General features: G+C 53.9%; 19 protein-coding genes. 12 read left to right on the top strand and 7 right to left on the bottom strand.

Annotation, left to right across the window (positions count from 1 at the left end; translation table 11 throughout):
• Positions 1-32: 32 nt before the first annotated feature.
• From tpx to AC1XYH_RS07570, 3 genes are all read right to left on the bottom strand, one after another.
• Entirely contained in the window at positions 33-530 is a 498-nt protein-coding gene (tpx, locus tag AC1XYH_RS07580; RefSeq protein ID WP_483326002.1) for a thiol peroxidase, read from the bottom strand.
• 96 nt (positions 531-626) lie between these two features.
• On the bottom strand, positions 627-4,331 hold the full coding sequence (locus AC1XYH_RS07575) for a translocation/assembly module TamB domain-containing protein (RefSeq protein WP_483326001.1): 3,705 nt from the start codon (positions 4,329-4,331) through the stop codon (positions 627-629).
• The gene (locus AC1XYH_RS07570) at positions 4,331-6,037 is read right to left on the bottom strand and encodes an autotransporter assembly complex protein TamA (protein WP_483326000.1); all 1,707 of its coding nucleotides are present in this window, start codon (positions 6,035-6,037) and stop codon (positions 4,331-4,333) included. Before AC1XYH_RS07570 ends, AC1XYH_RS07575 begins: the two co-directional genes overlap by 1 nt.
• Before the next feature lie 148 nt (positions 6,038-6,185).
• On the opposite strand from AC1XYH_RS07570, the gene xthA reads away from it, so the two are divergent.
• Positions 6,186-7,001: an exodeoxyribonuclease III gene (gene xthA, locus AC1XYH_RS07565; protein WP_483325999.1), complete on the top strand. Its 816-nt coding sequence runs from the start codon at positions 6,186-6,188 to the stop codon at positions 6,999-7,001.
• Positions 7,002-7,056: 55 nt separating this feature from the next.
• Here the strand turns inward: xthA and clpA are convergent, their stop codons facing one another.
• Positions 7,057-9,324, bottom strand: coding sequence for an ATP-dependent Clp protease ATP-binding subunit ClpA (gene clpA / locus AC1XYH_RS07560; RefSeq protein WP_483325998.1), 2,268 nt, complete (start codon positions 9,322-9,324; stop codon positions 7,057-7,059).
• 37 nt (positions 9,325-9,361) lie between these two features.
• Positions 9,362-9,706 carry an ATP-dependent Clp protease adapter ClpS gene (gene clpS, locus AC1XYH_RS07555; protein WP_483326324.1) on the bottom strand — a complete coding sequence of 115 codons (345 nt, stop codon included), beginning with the start codon at positions 9,704-9,706 and terminating at the stop codon, positions 9,362-9,364.
• Between the two features lie 252 nt (positions 9,707-9,958).
• Between clpS and cspD the strand changes: the two genes are divergently transcribed.
• Complete coding sequence (gene cspD / locus AC1XYH_RS07550; RefSeq protein WP_483325997.1) at positions 9,959-10,228, top strand: cold shock domain-containing protein CspD; 270 nt, start codon at positions 9,959-9,961, stop codon at positions 10,226-10,228.
• A 102-nt stretch (positions 10,229-10,330) separates the two neighbouring features.
• Here cspD and icd read toward each other — a convergent pair whose 3' ends face one another.
• Complete coding sequence (gene icd, locus AC1XYH_RS07545) at positions 10,331-11,587, bottom strand: NADP-dependent isocitrate dehydrogenase (RefSeq protein WP_483325996.1); 1,257 nt, start codon at positions 11,585-11,587, stop codon at positions 10,331-10,333.
• A gap of 352 nt (positions 11,588-11,939) precedes the next feature.
• Between icd and AC1XYH_RS07540 the strand changes: the two genes are divergently transcribed.
• From AC1XYH_RS07540 to AC1XYH_RS07495, 10 genes are all read left to right on the top strand, one after another.
• On the top strand, positions 11,940-12,374 hold the full coding sequence (locus tag AC1XYH_RS07540; RefSeq protein WP_483325995.1) for an NUDIX hydrolase: 435 nt from the start codon (positions 11,940-11,942) through the stop codon (positions 12,372-12,374).
• 1 nt (position 12,375) lies between these two features.
• Positions 12,376-13,509 carry a tRNA 2-thiouridine(34) synthase MnmA gene (gene mnmA / locus AC1XYH_RS07535; RefSeq protein ID WP_483325994.1) on the top strand — a complete coding sequence of 378 codons (1,134 nt, stop codon included), beginning with the start codon at positions 12,376-12,378 and terminating at the stop codon, positions 13,507-13,509.
• Positions 13,506-14,126 carry a high frequency lysogenization protein HflD gene (gene hflD / locus AC1XYH_RS07530; protein WP_483325993.1) on the top strand — a complete coding sequence of 207 codons (621 nt, stop codon included), beginning with the start codon at positions 13,506-13,508 and terminating at the stop codon, positions 14,124-14,126. Before mnmA ends, hflD begins: the two co-directional genes overlap by 4 nt.
• Before the next feature lie 34 nt (positions 14,127-14,160).
• On the top strand, positions 14,161-14,997 hold the full coding sequence (locus tag AC1XYH_RS07525) for a DMT family transporter (protein WP_483326323.1): 837 nt from the start codon (positions 14,161-14,163) through the stop codon (positions 14,995-14,997).
• 54 nt (positions 14,998-15,051) lie between these two features.
• Positions 15,052-16,422 carry an adenylosuccinate lyase gene (gene purB / locus AC1XYH_RS07520; protein ID WP_483325992.1) on the top strand — a complete coding sequence of 457 codons (1,371 nt, stop codon included), beginning with the start codon at positions 15,052-15,054 and terminating at the stop codon, positions 16,420-16,422.
• 143 nt (positions 16,423-16,565) lie between these two features.
• Positions 16,566-17,738, top strand: a complete 1,173-nt coding sequence (locus tag AC1XYH_RS07515; RefSeq protein WP_483325991.1) for a JmjC domain-containing protein — start codon at positions 16,566-16,568, stop codon at positions 17,736-17,738.
• Positions 17,728-18,735, top strand: coding sequence for a GNAT family N-acetyltransferase (locus AC1XYH_RS07510; RefSeq protein ID WP_483325990.1), 1,008 nt, complete (start codon positions 17,728-17,730; stop codon positions 18,733-18,735). The genes AC1XYH_RS07515 and AC1XYH_RS07510 overlap by 11 nt, the downstream gene beginning before the upstream one ends.
• Positions 18,732-19,553, top strand: a complete 822-nt coding sequence (locus AC1XYH_RS07505; RefSeq protein ID WP_483325989.1) for a secretin N-terminal domain-containing protein — start codon at positions 18,732-18,734, stop codon at positions 19,551-19,553. The genes AC1XYH_RS07510 and AC1XYH_RS07505 overlap by 4 nt, the downstream gene beginning before the upstream one ends.
• A 448-nt stretch (positions 19,554-20,001) precedes the next feature.
• Complete coding sequence (locus AC1XYH_RS07500; protein ID WP_483325988.1) at positions 20,002-21,600, top strand: isocitrate lyase; 1,599 nt, start codon at positions 20,002-20,004, stop codon at positions 21,598-21,600.
• 147 nt (positions 21,601-21,747) lie between these two features.
• Positions 21,748-22,194, top strand: a complete 447-nt coding sequence (locus AC1XYH_RS07495; protein ID WP_483325987.1) for an acyl-CoA thioesterase — start codon at positions 21,748-21,750, stop codon at positions 22,192-22,194.
• Between the two features lie 72 nt (positions 22,195-22,266).
• Here the strand turns inward: AC1XYH_RS07495 and AC1XYH_RS07490 are convergent, their stop codons facing one another.
• Positions 22,267-23,226: an OmpA family protein gene (locus tag AC1XYH_RS07490; RefSeq protein ID WP_483325986.1), complete on the bottom strand. Its 960-nt coding sequence runs from the start codon at positions 23,224-23,226 to the stop codon at positions 22,267-22,269.
• Between the last annotated feature and the right edge of the window lie 49 nt (positions 23,227-23,275).

Genomic DNA, 23,275 nt, shown 5'->3' with positions numbered 1-23,275 from the left:
TGAGCTCTCCGCCAGAGTGAGCTAACCTAAACTCAGAGCGCAGCCAGTGCCGCGTCGTAGTCAGGCTCGTTGCCAATTTCGCTGACCAGTTCACTGTGCAGCACCTTGTCGTCTTCATCCAGCACCACAACTGCGCGTGCAGTCAGACCAGCCAGCGGGCCGTTCTCAATATCAACGCCGTAGTTGCGGATAAAGTCGTTGCCACGCATGGTCGACAGATTAACCACACTTTCCAGCCCTTCCGCACCGCAAAAACGAGCTTGCGCAAACGGCAGGTCAGCCGAAATACACAACACAAGGGTGTTATCCAAAGCGCTTGCCTTGCTGTTGAAAGTACGTACGGAGGTCGCGCAAGTCGGAGTATCTACACTCGGGAAGATATTCAGAATTTTGCGTTTCCCGGTCAGGCTGGCGAGGCTGACATCGGACAGGTCCTTGGCAACCAGGTTGAAAGCGGGAGCCTTGTCGCCTTTGGCCGGAAACTGGCCGCCGACTGAGATTGGGTTACCGCGCATTGTGACGCTAGACATGATGACTCCTTATATGTGCTTCTGGCGCAACGAGTAATGCTGCGCGAAGCGAAACAACAACCAAATTGGCTGCCTTGATAGCTGGTAAAACGTTTATCAGAAGTCGATACGATAGAAGAAATCCAGCGAGCTGGCAAAGCCGCTGATGGCTTCCAGATACAGACGCTGGGTTAAGTCGTAACGCAGCGCCAACTGGTTGGCCGGTTCAAACACACCAACACCATAGCGGACACTGAGTTTATCGGTGATGCTGCCGCTGGCGACTACCTGAGTACCGGTACCCGACCCTTCAGACTCTACCGCAAAGTCTTGCAGCCCCAGGGTACTACCAATCTTCTGGGTGATCGGAGCAGTGCCCGCCAGGCCTAGCGCCAGAGCGGCTTGACCGACCAGATTGCTGTCCCCCTCATCGCTCAACGGACGTCCCAAAATCAGATAGGACATGGCTTCTTGCTGCGACATGGCCGGTTCGGAAAACACCTCTGAGGTAGGACTGGTGGCATTGCCAGTAAGCCGGAGCCCGGCAACCACATCATCCACTTCACGGATTGCTTCAATGTTCATGTAGGGCTGGCTGATCGGGCCGGAGAACAACAAAATCGCACGGCGCAGTTTCAGCTCTTGCCCCAACCGCTTGATGCGCCCATCCAATATTCGCAGGTCACCGTTGGCGGTCATATTTTCCTGCACCGCCAACTGCCCTTTCAAACGACCGGTTAAACCAAACGCAGAGAGCCGGAGTTGGTCGCCAATAATTAATTGAATGCGAGCCGTGATGTCCAGCGGCAAGGCCGGCTCTTCTTCAACCTCCTGGCCGACAATAATGGTGTCTGGCGATACTCTTACCGCCTGCGGAGGCAGCTCTCGTACGATGATATCACCTTCAGGAATGGCTATCTTGCCTTCCACATGCAAGGCGTTGTTTCGCAAGCTAACCTGTAGATCAGGACTAACCAGCAAATCTGCATAGGGCTCTACGGTGACGGGCAAGGCGTCACCTATTAACTCCAGGTCGACGTCGAGTGGAGCCCAACCGACCTGGCCTTGCAACTTGCCGGTGCCACGTTCACCACTGCTCCAGTTACCGTCAATTTTCGCGCTTTGGCCTTGCACCAGGATATCAGCGCTGAGCTCTTCCAGGCTGATGGGCAATGCGGGCCCGCTAACGTGTCCGTCGCTCAGACGCAGCTGTCCGTTAATGATAGGCGTGCGCAGTACGCCGCTTAACTGCCCTTGTCCGTTCAACTGGCCTTCGAGGCGTTGCACCTGCGCAATGAATGGGCGCAGGAAATCCAGTTTAAACCCGGATATCTGATAGGCACCATTCAGGGTCTGAGCACCGCCAGGGTCCTGCACCTGTGCTTGCACGTTCAACTGGCCGATGCTGTCACTGGTGAGCAGCAACTCGGCGTCTGCCTTCTTTTGTTGCAGCAACGTCGTAAATTGCAGCAGCTGATAAGGAAAGTCGACAGTTTGATCTTCGTCTTTGACATGAATAACGCCGTTGGCGCTATTGACCCGTATATCTGCCGTGGGCGTTTTACCTACCGCCTGATTGAACAATACTTTGGCATTTAGCAGCGCTTGCCAGTCGATATCTTTTGGCATCCAAGGCTGCAGCGAAGCGAGATCAAAATCGTCTAGCGTCAGATCTATCTTGCGATCGGGCATCAAGGTTTGCTGGCCGTTGAAACACAGCCGGGAGGCATCGTGCAACCAGCAGTGTTCGCTCAACTGCAAACGTCCGGGTGCCATTTGGTATTGCAGGTCTGCACCTTCTTGCAGCGTCCAATCAAACTGCTGGTAGGCGATCTCGCTTTGTGTCAGCCGACCCTGCCAGCGCGTGTCGTTCAGGTTTCCGCGCAAACGCACTGTGGCATCAATTAGACCGTCTTTCAGGTCTAGCGCCAGGGTATGGCTGGCGCGGTTCCCATCGACCTGCAGATCAAGTGTGCCAAAGTTACTCTCGCCACTGCGCAGGCCCTCAGCTTTGACCTGTAAGCTGACGGGGAGCTCATCCGACATCTGCACCCGAGCATCCAGTGTCAGCAGCTCAACCAGCGCATCGGCGTAGCCTGCACCCTCTCCCGCCAGGGTCAGACTGATGCCCGGAGCCTGCTCGGTCCCACTGAAGTTCGCCCGTCCAGTTAACTCACCGCGCAACTCTGGCCAGAGGCTTGCCAGTTGCTTGAGCTGGAGATCCAGGCCGCCACTGACCTGTTTACCCCATTGGCCTCGCCCGCTAATACGATTCTCACCCTGCTGGATGAGCAGATCGCTAACCTGCCAGGCTGTCTCCAGTTTATTAACACGACCTTCAACAGCAAGTGGTTGCTGCCGCAGGGTGCCTTCAATATCCCAGTTGGCCTGAAGCTTCAGGAGCTCGTCTTGCAGGCTACCTTCGCTGTTTATCTGCCCGTTGAGCCGACCGGGTAGCTCCGCGACGAAGATGCCGGGATTCAGATCGTGGAGCTCAAACTCGCCATTCCAGGCAATCGCCGGGCTGAGGGTAAGGTCGAGTTTGCCATCTGCACTGCCCGCTTCGGTCTTCACGCTCAAGGGAGCAATCGCCAGCGCCTGCTGATCACCCTGCACGCGCATATCGAGATCAATGCTTTGGCCTGCGACACCGCTCAATGTTGCCTTAAGCTCGCTGTCAATTTGCTCGCCACGCAGGCTTGCCTGCATATCCAGTTGCTGCAACACGATGTCACCCAACTCAACCGGGTACAGCCAATGCCACGGAAAGTCCCGCTGCAAGGTCAACGCGGCATCGGCGCTGAGTACGTCTTCCCAGTTAGCTTCGCCAGTCAGCTCCAGCTTGCGCTCCGGCGCCTCACTGACGTACAGCAAGACCCTGGCATCACTGACACCTGTCACCTTTCCCAATGCTGACAGCTCAAGCTTAACCTCGCCGCCCTGCCCCGGCATGCTGGAGCTGGCCTCTACCGCGAATCCGTCCTCAAGGCTTCCATCGACGTCTATGGTCAAATTGTTGAGCGTTAGTCCTGCTGGCAGACTCTCCAAGGCCAGGAAAGACTCTCCCTGCCAATGCAAGGTGGCAGGCAGTTTGCTGTCCAGGGGCGCCGCCTCACCCTGCAATTCGCCACGCAAGTAACCATCGCTTTGCAGCTGCACGCTGAGCTGTTGTTTAAGATTTCCACCTACATTGAGATCAATCCACCACTCACGTGAATCTACTGCGGGCAGATTGATGCGGCCCGCGAGCGTCAATGGCCACTCGCCCTGCATCTGCAATGCACCATTGAGGCGCCAATCCAGATCAGGCCCGACCCCGGAAAATTCGCTAATAATAAGCTGATCGCCATTGGCGTCTGCTTGCAGCACCAAATCACTCAGCAGCGTGTTTTCACCATCCAGCGAGATACTGTCAATGCGTACGTCGCCAAGCTCCACCGATAATGGAAGACTCAGCTCCGGTAACGTGAAGGGTTCGCTGGGTTCTGGTTCTTCGCTAGGCTGAGTAACCACGGTAATGCTGTGACTATATAACCGATCGATACACAGGCGCCGGCCAAACAGGCAAGAGGGTGACCAAACGAAGTCTAACTGTTCAATGTCTAGGGCCAGGCCGGTGTCATGCCAGCCAACATGTTCAAACTGCCAGCCGTGCCATAGATTGCCGCTGACAAACGCTAACTCAAGACGCGGCTCCAACGCCTGAGCCTTGGTGAATAACCAGCGGTTCACCCCTTCGCTGCCCAACAACAACAGCACCAGCAACAGCAAAACCGCAATTGCCAACAAACTGCGAAACAGTATTTTTAGAGCTAGGCGCATCAGAGCTCCGGCCCCATCGAGAAGTGAATGCGAAAGCCTTCGTCCGGATCAGAAAGCGAACGGGCGACATCAACACGCAGCGGGCCGATAGGTGAAACCCAGCGAATACCAAGGCCTACGCTGGTTTTCAGTGGATCGGTCAACGAATCTACCGCGTTACCGTAATCGACAAAAGTCGCCGTCCGCCAGTTTTCAATGAATTCGTACTGATATTCCATGGTCGAGGTCATGAGATATCGGCCACCGACGTTCTCGCCGGTGCTGTCTACCGGAGACAACGTTTGATAGCCGTAGCCGCGGATACTTTGATCGCCACCGGCAAAGAAACGCAGCGAAGGCGGAATATTGCTGAAATCGTTAGTCGCCACGGCGCCCAGTTGCAACCGGCTGAGCAGGCGATGCCGGTCAAATACCGTATACAAACCTTTGACCTGGCCGGTCACCCGAGCAAAATCGACAGTCGAGATAATGCCCTTCTTGGCTCCTTGGACATCAAACAGCATGCTGTAGCCCTGTGCTGGGTCGATGCCGCCGGAGGTTTTGGTACGCTGCAGCGCCAGGCTCGGGATCAATAACGTGCTATTACCCGAGTCGTCACCGAGCGAGAAAATCTCATTCTGGACGCGCAGCCCCAACACTCTCTCCCAACCGCTATCCAGCCTTTTACGCAACTCGGCTCCCGCGGCGACGCTGCGGGTCTCAACATCGTCAATATCTTCGTGTTGCCAGCCGACAAAATAACGCAGATTGCTGGTTAACGGCGGGTCCAGAGGTACCTGATAGAAAGCCGTCACCTCCTGACGAGGCAAGGATAGCTCCGCACTTGCACCGCGGCTATGACCCTGCGGATTGAGCCAGTGTTGATCCCAGGTCGCCTTGGTGCGTACGCCCACATCAGTAGAGAAACCACCACCAAAGCCTAAGGAATGCGGATCGCGCTCGGTCAGGCTCACCTGCACGGGAATCACGTCGCCCACTGCCTGATCGACCGGAGCAATCACTTGCACACCGTTAAAATAACCACTGGAAAGCAGGTCCCGGTTGAACTGCCCTACCAACTCGGCGTCGTAGGGCACGCCGGGCTCAAACGGAATGAAACGGTTGAGCAAATCGTCGCTGAATATAGTGTCGCTATAAGTGACTTCGCCTAACTTGTACCGCTGGCCGGTCAAATAGGCGATATCAACGTCTGCCTGGTTGGCATCTGGGTTTACTAGCAATTGATGTTGCAGGTATTGACCAGAAAAATAGCCGTAACGTAATGCACGGTTATTGATTTGCGTCTTGATGCTCTCGTAGTTGTCGTGATTCAGGCGCTTACCGGGAGCCAAATTTTCCGGCAACTTGAGTGCGAAGGCGTCGGTACCCTTGCCCTCGCCTTGAATATCCACGTTTATTTTGTTCAGACGCACCGATGTGCCTAGGTCGACTCGAATGATCAACGTAGGGTCGTCTTCAGTGCCGGAAAACCGCAGGTAATTACGCGAATGGTAAAACCCCAACGCTTGCGCCGCTAGAGTCGCTTGTTCATCGGCATGGTCAAACAAGCGACGCAACTCCTCGCGGCTGCCCGCTTCAACGGGTCCTACGTAAGCTTCTATGTTCGCTTTGACGGCGCGGTTCGCCGGCTCAACCTGTACTTCCAAGTCAGCCCCGGCAGTGGGGGCCAGCAGTATCAGACCTAGCAATATTTTGGGTCGTGCCATGCGCTCCTTCCTGAACTTTGCGGCTAAGCAATGCTAACATGCTCACGGTAGCTGATCGGGGTTCATCAGCCTGATTTTATTGTAATCTTTCATCTCCATGCCGCTTACCAGGCTATGCGCTGGTTGCACAGTAGCTCAGGAATTGCTCATGAAAATAGTGTCTTTCAACATCAATGGCCTGCGGGCACGCCCTCATCAGCTCAGCGAACTGGTGGAGCGTCATTCCCCCGATGTTATCGGGCTACAAGAAACCAAGGTAGATGATCCTCAGTTTCCCTTGGAGATAGTCGAAAAACTGGGCTACCACGTTTACTTTCACGGCCAAAAAGGCCATTACGGCGTAGCTTTGCTGTGCCGAAAAGAGCCCCTGTGGGTGCGAAAAGGTTTGCCCAAGGATAACGACGAGGCTCAGCGCCGCATGATCAGCGCCGCGATCCCCTGCGACGACGGCGAACCGCTGTTCGTTTTTAATGGTTATTTTCCGCAGGGCGAAAGCCGAGACCACCCCACCAAGTTTCCCGCTAAAGAGAAATTCTACGCTGATTTGCAGGCACATCTTGAGCAGGATTTCAGTGCCGATCAACGCATCGTCATCATGGGTGACGTGAATATTTCCGATACCGACGCTGACATCGGCATTGGTGCTGATAACGCCAAACGCTGGCTGCGCACAGGCAAGTGCAGTTTCTTACCGGAAGAGCGCGAGTGGATGCAACGCTTGAAGGCCTGGGGCATGGTCGACACCTTCCGCCATCTGCACCCACAGGTGAACGATCGATTCAGCTGGTTTGATTACCGCAGCCGGGGCTTTGAAGACAACCCCAAGCGTGGCCTGCGTATCGACATGGTCATGGCCAGCCAAGGCTTACTCGAAACCTGCACTGACAGCGGTATCGACTACGACATTCGGGCTATGGAAAAACCTTCGGATCACGCACCAATCTGGAGTAATTTCAAACTCTAGACAAAAAAACGCCCGAGCGATCGACCGCTCGGGCGTTTCTATTTCAGGGCTAAAATCAGGCCATTTCAGCTTCAGGCACTTCGATCTCAAGCTCACCATCACGCAAGGTGATGTGTACCGTACCGCCGTTCTCCGCCAGATCACCAAACAAAATCTGCTCAGCCAACGGCCGCTTGATTTTGTCCTGGATTAACCGCGCCATAGGTCGCGCGCCCATCAACGGATCGTACCCTTTCTCCGCTAACCAGTTACGTGCACTTTCATCCACCTCCAGCAACACGTGCTTATCTTCCAGTTGCGCCTGCAGTTCGGTAAGAAACTTGTCGACCACAAACTTGATGCTGTCGTGGGTCAGACGGCCAAACTGAATAATCGCGTCCAGACGGTTGCGGAACTCCGGCGTGAAAGACTTTTTGATGATCTCCGTACCATCGCTGCTGTGATCCTGATGAGTAAAGCCGATAGACGCACGCGTCATGCTTTCAGCACCGGCGTTGGTGGTCAGCACGATGATCACATTGCGGAAATCCGCCTTGCGGCCATTGTTATCGGTCAGGGTGCCGTGATCCATTACCTGCAACAGCAGGTTAAACACCTCAGGGTGCGCCTTCTCAATCTCATCGAGCAACAACACGCAGTGCGGGTTCTTGGTAACAGCCTCGGTCAGCAAACCGCCCTGATCAAAACCGACGTAGCCCGGAGGTGCGCCGATCAACCGCGACACGGTATGCCGCTCCATGTATTCCGACATATCAAAGCGCAATAGTTCGACACCAAGGCTCTTGGCCAGCTGTCGAGTCACCTCGGTTTTACCTACCCCTGTTGGGCCCGAGAACAGGAAAGAGCCAACCGGCTTATCCGCTGACTTCAGTCCGGCACGCGACAGTTTGATCGCAGTGGACAGAGCTTCGATCGCATCATCTTGACCAAACACCACTAACTTTAGATCGCGATCCAGGTTCTGCAGCAATTGCTTATCACTGGACGAAACGTGCTTCGGCGGAATGCGCGCAATTTTGGCAACAATTGCTTCCACCTCAGGCACATCAATGAACTCAGGACGATTCTCAGGCAACTGCAAGCGCTGATAGGCACCCGCCTCGTCGATCACATCAATCGCTTTGTCGGGCATATGGCGATCATTAATGTAACGATCAGCCAGCTCCGCAGCGGCCTTCAAAGCCTCATCGGTATAGCGGATACTATGGTGATCTTCAAAACGGCTCTTGAGCCCTTTGAGGATCTGAATGGTATCGGTCACCGAGGGCTCAACGACGTCCACTTTCTGGAAGCGCCGCGCCAATGCGCGGTCCTTCTCGAAGATGCCGCGGAACTCTTGGTAAGTAGTCGAACCGACGCAACGAATTTCACCTGATGATAGCAGCGGCTTAAGCAGGTTAGACGCATCCATAACGCCACCGGATGCGGCACCCGCACCAATGATGGTGTGAATTTCATCGATGAACAGAATCGCGTGAGGACGCTTGCGCAGCGCCTTCAGTAGTGCCTTGAAACGCTTCTCAAAGTCACCGCGATATTTAGTGCCAGCCAGCAAAGAGCCCAGATCGAGCGAATATACTACCGCTTCAGAGAGAATATCTGGCACCTCTCCGTCAACGATGCGCTTGGCTAAGCCTTCCGCGATGGCGGTCTTGCCGACACCTGCCTCGCCAACCAGCAATGGGTTGTTTTTGCGGCGACGCATCAAAATTTGCGCGACACGCTCAACTTCTGAAGCGCGCCCGACCAAAGGGTCAATGCGGCCTTTACGCGCTTGCTCATTCAGATTGCTAGCGTATGCCTCGAGCGGATTACTGGATGTGGCGCCTTCGCCACCTTCATCGTCCATTGACTCCTGCTCTTCGCCCATAGGCTCAGCATCGCCCGGTACTTTAGAAATCCCGTGCGAGATGAAATTAACTATGTCGATGCGCGCGATCTGTTGTTGCTTGAGGAAAAATACCGCTTGGCTTTCTTGCTCGCTGAAAATTGCCACCAGTACGTTCGCGCCGCTGACCTCTCCTTTCCCGGAGCTTTGCACGTGGAACACAGCGCGTTGCAGTACGCGCTGAAAGCCCAGCGTAGGCTGGGTTTCGCGGTCATGATCCTGTTTGGGAATCAACGGGGTGGTGGAGTCTATAAACTCAGTCAGCTCCCGGCGCAACCGATCCATATCGGCACCGCAAGCATTAATCACATCTACCGCAGCCTGGTTATCCAGTAGGGCTAGCAGCAAGTGTTCTACTGTCATGAATTCGTGGCGTTTGTTGCGTGCTTCCTTGAACGCCAGGTTCAGGGTGATCTCGAGATCTCTATTGAGCATTTTGCCACCTCATCTCACGCGATGAAAAATCGCTTTATTACGCTTCCCGTTCAATCTGACACATTAGCGGGTGCTGGCATTCTTTTGCATAATCATTAACTTCTGCTGCCTTGGTTTCAGCGATATCTCGGGTGTAGATACCGCACACCGCCCTGCCCTCAGTATGCACCTTCAGCATGATCTGCGTAGCACTTTCGCGGTTGTGCGAGAAAAAACGTTCGAGCACTTCGACCACAAAGTCCATCGGCGTGTAGTCATCATTAAGCAAGACGACCTTATAGCGCGACGGCGGTTTGAGCTCGGGCTTGCTGGTCTCTACGGCAAGCCCGTGATCATCCTCGTGCTCTGGATCGCCCGATCCTTTAATAACTGAACCTGTCATTAAGGTTAGTTGAAATTCTGTCATTGAAAACATCTTTCGCTTCGCTGGTTGCATTAGTAAATGGGCCGTTCATCTTAAAAGTGCGTACTGGTACACAGCTTGTCAGAGGCTGGCTTGACTTGCCTCAATTAGGTGATAAAAATTGTAAGTGTGCTTGACTGATCAGTCACGATTTAAATACCCCATTGACTCTCAGTCAGCACCGGACGATGCACATTCACATGACGTGACAAGTTATCAGAGGGATGCAGTATGGAGAACGGTAAGGTCAAATGGTTCAACAACGCTAAAGGTTACGGTTTCATTGTAGCTGACGGTCGGGAAGAAGACCTTTTTGCACACTACTCAGCTATCCAGATGGATGGTTACAAGACGCTGAAGGCCAGTCAACCCGTACAATTTGACATCATCCAGGGCCCGAAAGGATTGCATGCAATCAATATTCAGTGTCCAGCTGAACAAGCTAGCAAGAAACAACTGGAAAATGAAGACGTTTCAGCCGAGACCGCAATGAACCATTAAAGCTCTCATCTGATTCCAGTGCACATAACAAAGCCGGCGCAAGCCGGCTTTGTTGTTACTGCTACCAGCGCCAGGCCGGCGTTACCGGCCCAGTACCTTTTCTTACATGGAAGCGATCAGGTCATCACCGAACTCAGAGCACTTGCGCAGCTGGGCGCCATCCATCAGTCGCTCAAAGTCATAGGTCACTGTCTTGTTGGCGATAGCGCCTTCAGTGCCCTTGATGATCAGGTCTGCCGCTTCTAGCCAACCCATGTGACGCAGCATCATTTCTGCGGACAGGATCAGTGAACCAGGGTTGACCTTGTCTTGGCCTGCGTACTTGGGCGCAGTACCGTGGGTCGCTTCAAACATGGCGATCGAATCAGACAAGTTTGCGCCTGGAGCGATACCGATGCCGCCTACTTCAGCCGCCAGGGCGTCGGATAGGTAGTCACCGTTCAGGTTCAGAGTCGCAATCACGTCGTACTCAGCCGGGCGCAACAATATCTGCTGCAGCATGGCGTCAGCGATTACATCCTTAACGACGATGTTCTTGCCGGTTTTGGGGTTTTTGAACTGCATCCAAGGGCCGCCATCCAGCAGCTCAGCGCCAAACTCATCACGAGCAATGTCGTAGCTCCACTCTTTGAAGGCACCTTCGGTGAACTTCATGATGTTGCCTTTGTGCACGATAGTGACCGACTCGCGATCGTTGTCTACCGCGTACTGCAGAGCTTTACGTGAAAGACGCTTGGTGCCTTCCTCAGAAACCGGCTTGATGCCGATACCGCACATGTCGGTGAAACGGATCTTGGTAGCGCCCATTTCTTCGGTAAGGAACTTGATGATTTTCTTGGCTTCAGGAGTGCCAGCCTTGAACTCAACACCTGCGTAGATATCTTCGGAGTTCTCACGAAAGATGATCATATCGACGTCTTGCGGCTTCTTGACCGGGCTTGGTACACCGGTGAACCAGCGAACCGGACGCTGGCATACGTACAGATCCAGTTCCTGACGCAGCGCCACGTTCAAGGAGCGAATGCCACCGCCTACTGGGGTGGTCAACGGACCCTTGATGGATACAACGTAATCCTTGACCGCTTCCAGGGTTTCTTTCGGCAGCCAAGTATCTTGATCGTAAACCTGAGTGGCTTTTTCGCCAGCGTAAACTTCCATCCAGGAAATCTTGCGCTTGCCGCCATAGGCCTTTTCGACGGCAGCGTCGACGACCTTCATCATTACAGGGGAAATATCAACACCAATGCCGTCACCTTCGATATAAGGGATGACAGGGTTATTGGGTACATTCAGGGAAAGGTCAGCATTTACGGTAATTTTGTCGCCGCTAGCCGGCACCTGGATCTTTTGGTATCCCATTTTTGACTCCGTGTATGTTGTCGTTGTCACTAGCAGCCTACGAGCGGGTAACCCGAAGGCTCTGAATAAGAATACGGATTTTGAGCTGCGGTATTGTTGTAGTTTTCCTACAAAAAGTCACGCATTTTTCTTGAAACCTATCATGACGACCTACATGCTTGGGTTTAAACACGCTGATTGATCGCAAAAAACCAAAATCATGTAGTAACACTACAATCGTCACTACAAACCTTCGACTATCAGAATCCTAGACGCTTTTGCTGTCAATACTAGTCTTCATGTTATCCACCAGCGTGATGGTTCACCCAACAGCAGCTTTACGCTACCCTATGCCACCTGTCGAGGGCCCGTCATGCGCTTTACTCCCCATCTCACCGTTGCTTGCATTGTTGAACATAACGGCCGTTTTTTGATCGTTGAAGAACGCCGCGACGGCAAAGTTGTGCTCAACCAACCAGCGGGCCACCTGGAATCGGGGGAGACATTATTGCAAGCCGCGGTACGTGAAACCCAAGAGGAAACCGGCTGGAGCGTTGAACTGACCGCGATTACAGGGCTTTATCTGTTCACCGCAGCTAACGGTGTGACCTATCAGCGTACCTGCTTCAGCGCCAAAGCCTTGCGGCATGACGCTGCGCAAGCACTGGATGATGGCATTATTAGAGCGCGCTGGATGACCCTTGAAGAACTCGAAGAGCAACGCCATAAACTGCGTAGCTACTTAGTGCTCGACTGCATCACCGATTACCTGAACAAACCGCACCATTCATTGGATCTGATTCGTTGACATGAACACTTTTACAGACAAAGCCCCTGATCAAACCCGCGTTATTGTCGGCATGTCCGGCGGCGTGGACTCTTCTGTCTCTGCAGCGCTACTGCTGGAGCAGGGGTACCAGGTTGAAGGCCTGTTCATGAAGAACTGGGATGAAGACGATGGCACCGATTACTGCACCGCCATGGACGATCTGGCGGATGCACAAGCGGTCAGTGACAAGCTGGGCATCAAGCTGCATACGGCCAATTTCGCAGCCGAGTACTGGGACAATGTATTCGAGCACTTCCTTGAAGAGTACAAGGCAGGCCGCACGCCTAACCCGGATATCCTGTGCAACCGTGAAATCAAATTCAAAGCCTTCCTGGACTACGCCCTGGCCTTGGGTGCTGACCTGATCGCTACTGGACACTACGTGCGCCGTGCCGAACGGGACGGCCAAACGTTATTGCTGCGCGGCCTTGATGGCAACAAGGATCAGAGCTACTTTCTGCATGCCGTTGCCGCCGAACAGATCGCTCGCACACTGTTCCCGGTCGGCGAACTAGAAAAGCCAGAGGTGCGCCGCATCGCTGAAAGATACGAGCTGGCCACCGCGCGTAAAAAAGACTCGACCGGTATCTGCTTTATTGGCGAGCGCCGTTTTAGTGATTTTCTCAAGCAGTATTTGCCCGCACAACCCGGCGACATTCAAACGATCGATGGGGAAGTGATAGGCCGCCACCACGGTTTGATGTACCACACCATTGGTCAACGGCAAGGCCTCGGCATTGGCGGTTTGCAAGGAGCCGGTGACGAACCTTGGTATGTGCTCAAGAAAGACCTCAGCAACAACATATTGGTAGTCGGCCAGGGCAACAATCACCCCTGGTTATTTGCCTCCGCCCTCACCTGCTCACACATCTATTGGGTGAATGAGTCGCCCGCAACAACACAGCCCGTGCGTCTGACGGCCAAAGTGCGCTATCGCCAGCCCGACCAGAGCTGCGTATTGGAATCAACACCTGAAGGCTACCGCATTGTATTTGACGAACCTCAGCGGGCAGTCACACCTGGGCAATCCGTCGTGTTGTATCAAGACGACATCTGCCTGGGTGGCGGCGTAATCGAGACGGCTGAGCCGACGTTTGACGAGCGTGCAGCATGAACAGCATTCGCGAGCAGGCCATTGCCTTGGGTGCGATTTTTGAGGCGACATTGCAGGTAGATAAACTCGCCCGCAGCGGCCAGTCTGCAGAGGGCCCGACCCGCTGCCTGGCCAATAGCATCCTGATTACCTCGCCAGACGATGTACTGAGCGTGTACGGCGGCAGTGCGCACCAGATTCGCAGTGGCTTGCAAGCGCTGGAGGCCATGCTGGAACGCGATACCGCTGCATTGCAGCGCGATTCATTGCGCTATGTAATGAACCTTCTGACTCTTGAAAGGCAGCTCTCCAAGCGCAGCGACATGTTACAAGTACTAGGCCAACGCATTGGCCAGACGGAACACCAGGTCGAGCACTTTGGCATATTGCATGACAACGTCATGGCCTCACTCGGCGCAACCTATCAAGACACACTCAGCACATTGCGCTTGCGTATTCAGGTGCAGGGCGACATGCGCCATCTGCAGCAACCCGATATCGCCAACCGCATCCGTGCGCTGCTGCTGGCAGGCATCCGCGGCGCCACACTATGGCGCCAGGTTGGCGGCCATCGCTGGCAACTGCTGCTCCAGCGCAAAAAGCTTTTGGACGCGACCAAGGCCTTGCTGCGTGGTTGAACTAGTCCGTCAGGACAATCCGCGTCAGGGCGCGATGTTACTTGCGCTTTCCGCCCTATTGTTTGCCGTCATGGGCGTACTTATTCGCGAAGTCTCGGTCGGCGTTAACAACGAAACAGTCGTGTTCTTTCGCAATCTGGTGGGCGTGTTCTTCTTCATGCCGATGATGCTGATCAAGGGCTTTGCACCCTTTCGCACGCAACGCCTTGGCGGGCACTTCCTGCGCACCTTCTATGGCCTTGGGGCCATGTACTGCTTTTTCTATGCCATCGCTCACCTACCTTTGGCCGATGCCATGGTGTTTACCTACGCAGCACCGGTCTTTACGCCGTTGCTCGCTTGGTGGTGGCTACGTGAGAGTCTAACGCCACGCATCATTGGCATGGTGTTGATTGGCTTTGTCGGCGTGCTGATGGTCGCCAAGCCCACTGGTGCCCTGTTTGAGCCCAAAGCCTTCGCCGGAGTTGCCGCCAGCCTGCTTGCCGCTGCCGCTTTCGTCTCCATCCGCGCTATGAGCAATAGTGAGCCGGCCAGCCGTATCGTGTTTTATTTCGCCACTTTTTCCACCCTGCTCTCCGCTATCCCCATGCTTTGGGCGCGGCAAGCGCTAACGTCTCAGCAAATGTTGCTGCTGCTTGCTATTGGTTTGGTTGCGACTACCAGCCAACTGGTCATGTCCAAGGCCTACGCACTGGCACCTCCGGGTAAAATCGGGCCGCTGAGCTACCTAGCGATCGTTTTTTCTGGTGCTTTCGCTTGGTATCTGTGGGGTGAGCTGCCGGGCTGGTCTTCATGGGTAGGTGCAGGGTTAATTTTTGCTGCCAGCCTGCTGAGCATTTCGACCCCCTCAAGTCGGTCCAAAATCACGTGAATTGGTGTATGATTTGCGCCTTTTCCGCCAGCTTTTTTTGACGAGAACTCTTTTATGCAACTCTCCTCGCTGACCGCCGTATCTCCCGTTGATGGCCGCTACGGCAGCAAAACCGCCAGTTTGCGTCCTATTTTTAGTGAATACGGTCTGATCCGTTTCCGCGTGCAGGTGGAAGTCCGCTGGCTGCAGTGTCTGGCTGCTCACCCGGGCCTGACTGAGATCGGCCCTTTTTCAGCCGAGGCCAATCAGCTTCTCGATGTGCTGGCAGAGCAGTTCGATGTGGTTCACGCCGAGCGCATTAAAGAGTTCGAACGCACCACCAATCACGATGTGAAGGCCGTAGAGTATTTGCTCAAGGAGCAGGCCAAAAGGCTGCCGGAACTGGAGAAGGTAAGTGAGTTCATCCACTTTGCCTGCACCTCCGAAGACATCAACAACCTGTCGCATGCGCTCATGCTGCGTGCCGGCCGCGATGATGTTCTTCTGCCGCTGATGCGCCAGATCGCCAATAACATCCGTGCTCTTGCGGTGGAACATGCAGCTGTCCCGATGTTGTCACGCACCCACGGTCAGCCTGCCTCCCCCACCACCTTGGGCAAAGAATTAGCAAACGTGGTGTACCGTCTCGAACGCCAGATCAAGCAGGTGGAAAGCATCCCTCTGCTGGGCAAGGTCAACGGCGCGGTGGGCAACTACAATGCACACCTGTCGGCCTACCCCGATGTCGATTGGGAAGCCAACGCAAAGAACTTTATCGAAAATACCCTTGGGCTGGACTTCAACCCCTATACCACGCAAATCGAGCCGCACGACTATATCGCTGAGCTGTTCGATGCTGTAACGCGCTTTAACACCATCTTGATCGACTTTGATCGCGACATTTGGGGTTATATTTCGCTTGGTTACTTCAAGCAAAAAACCATCGCCGGCGAGATTGGTTCATCCACCATGCCGCATAAGGTTAACCCGATCGACTTCGAAAATTCCGAAGGTAACCTGGGCATCGCTAACGCCATCCTGCAGCACCTGGCAAGTAAGCTGCCGATCTCTCGCTGGCAGCGCGACTTGACCGACTCCACTGTGTTGCGCAATTTGGGCGTCGGCTTTGCCCATAGCGTCATTGCCTACGAGTCGTCACTGAAGGGCATCAGCAAGCTGGAGCTGAACGCTAAACGCATTGCTGAAGACCTCGACAACTGCTGGGAAGTGTTGGCTGAGCCGATTCAGACTGTCATGCGTCGTTTTGGTGTAGAGAATGCCTATGAGAAGCTCAAAGATCTAACCCGCGGCAAGGGCATTACCCCTGAGGCTCTTTTGGAGTTCGTCGAAGGGCTGGATATCCCTGATGCAGCCAAGCAGGAACTGAAAAGCCTGACGCCTGCCAACTATATCGGCAGCGCGGTAGAACAAGCGAAACGTATTTAATTTTTAGCGTGGGTAACTGGATACCAATCCATTGGCTGGTTATTGGTCAACGACCGGCTAGGCTTTGAATTCAGATCCACTTTTAAGCATCGCACCATAACGCCCGGGTCTTCCGGGCGTTTGCTATTTCAGGATTGCATAACATGAGTTCAGAATTTGACGCGTTACTCGGTGATGTAGGCGTAGAGCGTTTTCTCAGTGAGTATTGGCAACGTAAACCGCTACTGATTCGTCAGGCCATTCCTGACTACAGCAGCCCGGTGGAACCTGACGAGCTGGCCGGTCTCTCTCTGGAAGAAGAGGTTGAGTCACGCATTATCATCAAAAATGGCAGCCATCCTTGGGAGCTTCGTCGGGGGCCATTCAGCGACGAAGATTACAAACAGTTGCCGGAGCAAGACTGGACGCTACTAGTACAGGCAGTGGACCAATTTGTGCCCGAGGTTGCCGAGCTGTTGCAACGCTTCCGCTTCTTACCGAGCTGGCGCGTTGACGATGTCATGATCAGCTATGCCACGCCGGGTGGCGGTGTCGGGCCGCATTTCGACAACTACGACGTGTTTTTACTGCAAGTCGAAGGCAAGCGTCGCTGGCGCGTCGGCCAGCACTGCACCAGTGAAAGCGCCCTACAGGACAATCCTGATCTGCGCATTCTGCGGGACTTTGAGTGTCAGGATGAGTGGGTGCTTGAACCCGGCGACATGCTTTATATCCCGCCCGGCATCGCCCATGACGGTATTGCCGAAACCGATTGCTTAACTTACTCCATCGGCTTTCGTGCCCCCAGCCACCAAGAAGTGCTGGTGCATTTCACTGATTACCTTGCTCATCAATTGAGCGAAGACGTCCGTTACAGTGATGCAGGTCTCAAACAGCCACAAGATCCCGCTGCCATTGATCCGGAATCGATTGATCGTCTGCAACAAAGCATTCTTGAGCTGGTCCAAAATAAGGAAGCATTAGCCACTTGGTTTGGCCGCCACATGACCGAGGCCAAGTACCCGGAACTAGCGCAAAACTACATCGATGACGATGCTGATTTACTAGCCGGTCTCAATGCTGGGTACGGGTTGATTCACAACCCTTGCGTCAGGCTGGCTTACCGCGTCACTGAGAGTAGCGAAATTGAGCTTTTTGCCTCCGGCGAACATTGCCGGGTGCCCGGCGAACTAAAGGCCCTGGTGCAGCTGATCTGCAATCAGAGTTACTTGTCACCAGAGGCGCTGGAGCAATGGCAGCAAGACGCTGGAGCAATTGAACTATTGGAACAATTACTGGATAAGGGGTATCTCCTGTTGGAGAGGGATGATGAATGAGATACACATCACTACCGTTGCCTGGGTAGACGGCAAGGTATTAAGGGATATCCGGCAACAGGTGTTTATCGACGAACAGCACGTGCCGGAGGACATGGAGTGGGATTCGCAGGACGAAGGCGCGACCCACTTCCTGTTGTTTTACCAGCAGGAACCCGTGGCGACCGCTCGCCTGCTTGGCGACGGTCACATCGGTCGGGTAGCCGTGCTTTCTGAGCATCGCAGTAAAGGTCTGGGAGCCGAGCTGATGCAGCACATCATCAGGCATGCTCACAGCTCGGGCATGCAGGAGCTACACCTTTCTGCGCAAACTCAAGCCACGGATTTTTACAACAAGCTGGGCTTTAGCGTTTGCTCGGCTGAATACCTAGACGCAGGAATCCCCCACCAGGACATGTGCTGGCAGGCAAACGATCAAGTTGAAACGGACTTGCCTGATATCGAGTTCAACTCACTTGGACGCTTCGAGATATATAACCCGCAGGTGACCCAGCAGGAATTACCTTCCCCGAGCTTTGATTCCACCGGCCTGGCGGGTATTGGCGAGGCTGACGCGCCCTTGCAGGCTGCCACGCTGGTGGATCAATGCCGCCGCAGACTGCGCATCTACTCACCCGAACAGGCGCGATGGCTATTCAATCGTATTGACTTCATTAGCGCCTGCGAACGCCTTATTGCACGTGATCCAAAAGCCAAAATCCAGATATTGCTACAACGTGTCGACAGCGAATTTCTGCAAAAGCGCACATTACTCAGCCTTGCCCATCGCTTCCCGAGTCTGTGCGAAATACGCTGTCAGCATCCCGAACTAATGAATCACAAGTATGTGCAGCTAATGACAGACGCAGAAGGCTTTCTCATGCTGCCCGATAGCCGGCTGCGCGAAGGCTTTGTACGCCACCACACGCCTGATCAGGTCAAACGTTGGGCTAGCCAGTTTGACGAGCTCTGGGCCAGCAGCCAGAGCGATCCCGCCATTCGGAGATTCCTGCTATGAAACCGCGCTTTGTCATCAAACTCGTTAGCTGGATGTGTCTTTCAATTGTCGTGCTCTACGCCAATGCCGCGCCTACCACTGAAATCGTGCCGCTGGGGTATAACATGGCAGAAGACGTCATCCCGGCCATACAGCCTATGCTGCGCTCTGATGAGCGCGTTTCAGCCTACGGCAATCAACTACTGATTCGCGCCGAGCCAGCCCGTATTGTTGAAATAAAGGCACTCCTTAGCCAGATCGACAAGCAGCCATCGCGTCTGCTCATCAGTGTCTCAAATAGCGGAGGCAGCAGCGGCGTAGAGCGCGGTTACCAAGTAGACGGACGTATCAGCACAGGACCTGCCGACATCATCGTCGGCGACCCCAAAAACGGCAACCAAGCCAGAATCATCAACCGTCAGACGCATTCTGCCAACGATGGGGTGCGTCAAGTCACCGCGAATGAAGGATATCCGGTACTGATTCAGAGCGGCCAAAGCGTGCCACTCACCACCCGCACAACAGACGCCTACGGTCGAGTAGTGCAACAAACCCAGTACCAGGACGTCACACAGGGCTTCTACGCCACAGTACGACTTAACGGCAATATGGCGACCATCACATTGAGTGCCAACAACAATCGTTTGAATCGCAATAATCAGGGTGTGATCGATGTACAGCGGGCTGATACCGTGGTTACAGCTCGGCTGGGCGAGTGGATCACCGTTGGCGGACTCGATGATGCGAGCACCGGTAATGACGGCGATATCGGGCGGCGCATCTCGACTCAACGCCAATCCAGCAGCAGCATACGGCTCATGGTGGAGCGTGTGAATTGAGCTGTTCCGTGATGAATCAGGATATGTAGTGCGCCAAAAAAAACACTACACCTCATTGACTTATAAAACCTGAAGTCTCATCATTGCGTCGCTCCCGCTAGCCAGAGGCCTAAACCAGGTCTCCGAGTCGAAGCCTATACCAACGGCCAGACACGTGTCTTTACCGCTCACAAAGCTGTTTGACGAGGTGGCGACTGGAACGAAAGTTGTCCTGAGGGACGGGGAAGCGATTTAACCTAGACAATGGGTGTTAAGCAGCATTGATTTCGCAATGACGGTAACGTTATTTATGTGAAATTTGCCGCTTGTCGCACTTGTCATCCTCCCTCCTTGGCATTTCTCCAGTTTCCTCCTTTACTAGTCAAACTTTGTTTAAGCGGTGTTGCGGCCAGCGGGGCATGGGTCGACAAATCGTGCTGAACCTAACGCAAACTTTGAAGGATGGACCATGTCAGCTTATCAAAACGACATCAAAGCAGCTGCCGAGCTGAAAGAACAAGCAGGTAGTGGCTGGAGCGCTATCAACCCAGAATCCGTGGCTCGCATGCGTGCGCAGAACCGCTTCAAGACCGGCCTGGACGTTGCCAAGTACACCGCTGCCATCATGCGCAAGGATATGGCTGAATACGACGCCGACTCCTCTGTCTATACCCAATCTCTGGGTTGCTGGCACGGTTTCATTGGTCAGCAGAAGCTGATCTCTATCAAGAAGCACCTCAAGACCACCAACAAGCGCTACCTGTACCTGTCCGGCTGGATGGTTGCTGCTTTGCGCTCTGAGTTCGGTCCTTTGCCTGACCAGTCCATGCACGAGAAAACCTCCGTGTCTGCGCTGATCGAAGAGCTGTACACTTTCTTGCGCCAGGCTGACGCACGTGAACTGGACCTGCTGTTTGTAGCTCTGGACGACGCTCGCACCGCTGGCGACAAAGCCAAGGTTGCTGAAATCCAGGCGCAGATCGACAACTTCGAAACTCACGTTGTGCCGATCATTGCTGACATCGACGCCGGTTTTGGTAACGCTGAAGCGACCTACTTGCTGGCCAAGAAGATGATCGAAGCGGGTGCTTGCTGCATCCAGATCGAAAACCAGGTTTCTGACGAGAAGCAGTGCGGTCACCAGGACGGCAAAGTTACCGTTCCTCACTCCGACTTCCTCGCTAAGATCAACGCTGTTCGCTACGCGTTCCTTGAGCTGGGTGTTGACGACGGCGTTATCGTTGCTCGTACCGACTCACTGGGTGCTGGCTTGACCAAGCAGATCGCTGTAACTAACGAGCCAGGCGACCTGGGCGACCAGTACAACGCATTCCTCGACGGCGACTACATCACCAGTGCTGAAGACATTCAGAATGGCGACGTTGTTATCAAGTCCAATGGCAAGCTGCTGCGTCCTGCGCGTCTGGCTTCAGGCCTGTTCCAGTTCCGTAAAGATACCGGTATCGACCGCGTAGTACTGGACTGTATCACCAGCCTGCAGAACGGCGCCGACCTGTTGTGGATCGAAACTGAGAAGCCACACGTTGGCCAGATCGCTGACATGGTTAACCGTATCCGCGAAGTCGTTCCTAACGCCAAGCTGGTTTACAACAACAGCCCGTCGTTCAACTGGACTCTGAGCTTCCGTCAGCAGGCGTTCGACGCCATGTCTGAGGCAGGCAAAGACGTTTCTGCTTACGACCGTGCCAAGCTGATGAGCGTTGACTACGATGAAACTGAGCTGGCTCAAGTAGCTGACGAAAACATTCGTACCTTCCAGGCTGATGCTGCTCGCGAAGCGGGTATCTTCCATCACCTGATCACATTGCCGACTTACCACACTGCTGCGCTGTCTACCGACAACCTGGCAAAAGGTTACTTCGACAAAGAAGGCATGCTGGCTTACGTCAAAGGCGTTCAGCGTGAAGAAATTCGTCAGGGTATTGCCTGCGTTAAGCACCAGAACATGGCTGGCTCCGACATCGGTGACAACCATAAAGAGTACTTCGCTGGCGAAGCTGCTCTGAAAGCCGGTGGTAAAGACAACACTATGAACCAGTTCGGCTAATAGCTGACCGGGTTTTGGCCGAAAGGCCTGAGTGTTAAAAAGGGGCTACCTTCGGGTAGCCCCTTTTTTCTGTCCTGCAGTCTATTGCTCAGGTAGAATGCGCGCCAATCTACCCTCCCCGTTCTTCTAAACTAGGCTTTTTTTGCTATGGCACGTCTGCAACTCGAATTCCCCGAAAACCAATTTTATTTCACCACTCAACTGACCGTACGAATCACTGACATCAATTCGGCCAATCACTTAGCCAATGATTCCATGATCTCAATGATCTCCGAAGCGCGTGCTCGTTTTCTCTACCAGTTCGGCATCGAAGAAGTCAGCGAAAAAGGGGTTGGCATCATAGTGACGGATTTGGCGACAACCTATCTACGGGAAGCCTTTTCGCGGGATGCGTTGGTTTTTGAAGTAGGCCTGATGGATTTAAACAAGTACGGGGGCGACATCATTTTTCGCATAAGTAAGGCAGGTAACGGAGAGCAGGTGGCACTGGCAAAATCCGGTTTCGTTTTTTACCACTTTGAAAGCTCAAAAGTTCGCCCCATGCCGGATGACTTTCGCGTTCGTTTTCCCGGGGTCAACTCAGTAGATGAGTAAGCACGACCAATGTCATTAATACAGACATAAAAAAACCCGGCCTAAGCCGGGTTTTTCTGGTTTAGCACGCTATTAACGTACTTCAACCTCTGCTTCAACTTCAGCTTCAACGCGGCGGTTCATAGAACGACCTTCGTCAGTTGAGTTGTCAGCGATCGGGCGAGCTTCACCGTAACCGGCAGAGCTAACGCGCGAACCATCAACGCCTTCACCGATCAGCGCTTCGCGTACTGCGTTAGCGCGACGCTCGGAAAGGTTTTGGTTGTAGGTATCGCTACCGACGGAGTCAGTGTGACCTTCAACGGTAGTGGTAACCGATGGGTAGGTACGCATGAACTCAGCGAGGCTCTGGATGTCTTGACGGTATTCAGGACGGATAGTGTCCTTATCAAAGTCAAACAACACGTCCAGTTCTACGCGAACAGACTGCATTTCTGGAGCTGGTTCTGGCTGTGCCATTGCCACCGGAGCAGCCGCTGCAACAACAGCTTCTTCTTTCTTGGAGCCAAAGTTCAGACCCAAGCCAACGCCAGCTTGCCATTCAGTGTTGCCATGGTCAAAGCCGTACAGTGCATCAAGACCAGCCTTTACGAAGAAGTTTTCGTTCAGGTAGTTTTTGATACCAACACCGGCCATAGCCATAGTGGTACGGTCATCTTGGCTAGTTCCAACTTGCTCTAGCTCTTGATGAGCCAGGCCAGCGGAGATGTAAGGACGGATGTTGCTTTCGCCGAAGTGGTAAACCGCTTCAACTTGAGCCAGCTTGCCGTCGATGTCGGTGTTGGTGGCGTCTGTTTCCAGGCCTTTGTACTTACCCAAACCGATATTCAACAGCACGTCATCAGTCACGAAGTAACCGAGGCTACCACCCACCAGGGTACCGTCGTTCATGTCGTACTTACTGTCACTGAAGTAGCGATCCGCGAAGGCTTCTACTTCCACTGAACCCTGTTGGCTCATGGCCATAGCAGGGATGCTGGACGCAGCAATCACAGAACCAACAACGAGACCCACAGTGTTTTTCAATTTCATTCTTGAATCCCCATCAAATCCATTAGGACGTTAAGCTTACGCAAAACTC

The sequence above is a fragment of the Pseudomonas sp. GW-45 genome (assembly GCF_056896675.1).
Note: the sequence above shows the minus strand (reverse complement) of the source record. Positions and strands in the feature narration are given on the sequence as shown.